2 protein-coding genes are annotated in these 1,242 nt (G+C 70.3%); one reads left to right on the top strand and one right to left on the bottom strand.

The genetic code is table 11. The features are described 5' to 3' along the window. Window positions 1-146 precede the first annotated feature (146 nt). Window positions 147-536 (bottom strand): hypothetical protein, encoded by a 390-nt coding sequence (locus tag QHF89_RS49850; protein ID WP_136970975.1) that lies wholly within the window; start codon window positions 534-536, stop codon window positions 147-149. A 136-nt stretch (window positions 537-672) separates the two neighbouring features. Here QHF89_RS49850 and QHF89_RS49845 point away from each other — a divergent pair, with 136 nt between their 5' ends. Then, a complete protein-coding gene (locus QHF89_RS49845) occupies window positions 673-1,080 on the top strand; it encodes a hypothetical protein (protein ID WP_284722032.1) in 408 nt (135 codons plus the stop codon). Window positions 1,081-1,242: the final 162 nt, after the last annotated feature.

Here is a 1,242-nt window from a genome sequence, read left to right as displayed (position 1 = left end):
CTTCTTCGTCGGCCTGTTTGAAAAACTGCGCGGAGCGCAGTTTTTCAACCCTGGGTCCAGCCCCTGGCTGGTCCGGGGTCGAGGGGGCGGACAGCCCCCCGCGGGGTCCGGGGCAGCGCCCCGGCGCGGCGCTTCATGCTCAGGGACTAAAGCGCGCGGGTGAGGATCTTGGCGATGTCGAGATCCGTGATGCAGCCGTCGGAGCCCTTGGCGAACACACACGCGAGGGTGACGACGCCGTCCTTCAGGCCGACGGAGGGGGCGCCCTCCTTCAGGTTCGTGACGACGATGCGCTTGACGCCCTCGCGGACGGCCTCCTTGCCGAGCTCGTCGACGCAGATGACGCGGAAGGCGTTGGCGAGCTTGCGGACGCCGAGGTGCTGGACGTTCTTCAGCGCGGCCTCGTCGGTCTCGAAGGTTGCCCAGTCGACGTCCACGACGACGGGCGCGCCGACCTCCTTCTGGATGTCTTTTTGCTCTTCCGGAAGCCAGGACTCCTTCGCTTCCTTGATGAGCCGCTTCTCGATGAGTCCCATGGAAACCGCCTCCGTTCGAACGCGTGACGATCACGCCGGGGGCGGAGCATACAGGAACGGGATCTCGCCGGAAAGTGGACCCCAGCGCGGCGAACGGGCGACCATTTCCCGCGAAGGAGGTTCTCTCTTGTCGAGGATGGATCCCATCGAGGCCCCGCCGTCGTCCCTCGGGGCCGAGCGCCGCAGGCGGAGGAGCGAAGACCCGATCACGGCGCTGCACTACCAGCTCTCCGTCGCGCGCAGCGAAGGGAAGCTCGAGGCCCTCGTGCTCGTCGACGACCGGGGCTGCCTCGTCGCAGGCGCCGGCTCGTGGCCCGTCTGCGAGGAGCTCGCCGCCTACGCGCCGCTGCTCGCCGAGCCCGACCTGCCCACGTCCGCAGCCGTCGGCACGCGGATCGCCGATCTCTCGCGAGAAGTCCTCGTGCGCCCGCTCCCCCTCGGCACGGCCGAGGCGCTGCTCGCCGTGCGCGGCGGGGGCGACGACCGGTCGGCCTTCGTCGCCCGTGCAGCCGCGGGGTGCCGGCGGATCTTGCGGGCGGCCTGAGAGAGCGTGTCGCAGCGTCGCCCCGGGGCGCGGAGCCGGACCCCGCGGGGGGCTGTCCGCCCCCTTGTATCTGAAGGCTGCGCTAGGGTTCGGGGGTCTGGAGGCAGAGGGCGCGGTAGACCGTGGCCCCTTGGGTCTTCGAGCCCGTGGTCGAGCTTGGGT

The organism is Polyangium sorediatum, from assembly GCF_029946465.1.
GTDB classification, from domain to species: domain Bacteria; phylum Myxococcota_A; class Polyangia; order Polyangiales; family Polyangiaceae; genus Polyangium; species Polyangium fumosum.
This window is presented reverse-complemented; position numbering and strand designations above follow the sequence as displayed.

Excerpts from the sequence above, each read along its gene's own strand:
- QHF89_RS49850 (WP_136970975.1), bottom strand. The coding sequence starts at position 536 with ATGGGACTCATCGAGAAGCGGCTCATCAAGGAAGCGAAGGAGTCCTGG.
- QHF89_RS49845 (WP_284722032.1), top strand. The coding sequence starts at position 673 with ATGGATCCCATCGAGGCCCCGCCGTCGTCCCTCGGGGCCGAGCGCCGC.